Below are 885 nucleotides of genomic sequence, written 5' to 3'. Positions count from 1 at the left end.
ACAGCGGCTAACACAAAGAGGTGGGTCGGCGCCGATGGCCGTGTCCGGGGCGGGAGTTGACCGTTCGGTCCGGTGTGGGGACATCGCCGTGGATCGTGTCGGATGAGCTGTGGGACCGCCTGGAGCCGCTGCTGCCGCAGCGTGCGCGGCGCTTCCGCTACCCGGGCCGCAAACCGCTGCCGGACCGGGAGGTGCTGTGCGGGATCCTGTACGTGCTGCACACCGGCATCCAGTGGGAGTACCTGCCCCAGGAGCTCGGCTTCGGCTCAGGCATGACCTGCTGGCGCAGGCTGCGGGACTGGAACGAGGCCGGCGTCTGGCAGCGGCTGCACGAGGTCCTGCTCGCCGAGCTGAACGCGGCGGCGAAACTCGACTGGTCGCGCTGCGTGGTCGACTCCTCCCACGTCAGGGCGCTAAAAAGGGGAGCCACACAGGCCCGTCGCCGGTCGACCGGGGCCGGGCCGGTTCGAAACACCATCTGATCACCGACGGGAACGGCACCCCACTCGCGGTCATCCTCACCGGCGGCAACCGCAACGACGTCACCCAGCTGCTGCCGCTCCTCGACGCCATCCCGCCGGTCCGCGGCCGGGTCGGACGTCCCCGCCGCAAGCCCGACTCACTGTTCGCCGACCGCGGCTACGACCACGACATCTACCGCGACCAGGTCCGTGCCCGCCGGATCCTGCCCGTGATCGCCCGCCGCGGCACGCCCCACGGCAGCGGGCTGGGTGTTTACCGCTGGGTGGTGGAGCGCACGTTCGCCTGGCTGCACGGCTTCCGACGTCTTCGGGTGCGCTGGGAACGGCGAGCTGACATCCACGAGGCGTTCCTCAAACTCGCCTGCTGCCTCATCACCCACCGACAACTCAGCTCATTGTGTTA

General features: G+C 69.6%; 1 pseudogene. It reads left to right on the top strand.

What is annotated here, in order from left to right:
• Positions 1-20: 20 nt before the first annotated feature.
• Positions 21-885, top strand: a pseudogene (locus M8J73_RS29740) (IS5 family transposase); the annotation flags it as partial.

Origin of the sequence: Streptomyces neyagawaensis (genome assembly GCF_023516595.1) — a bacterium.
GTDB classification, from domain to species: domain Bacteria; phylum Actinomycetota; class Actinomycetes; order Streptomycetales; family Streptomycetaceae; genus Streptomyces; species Streptomyces neyagawaensis.
This window is presented reverse-complemented; position numbering and strand designations above follow the sequence as displayed.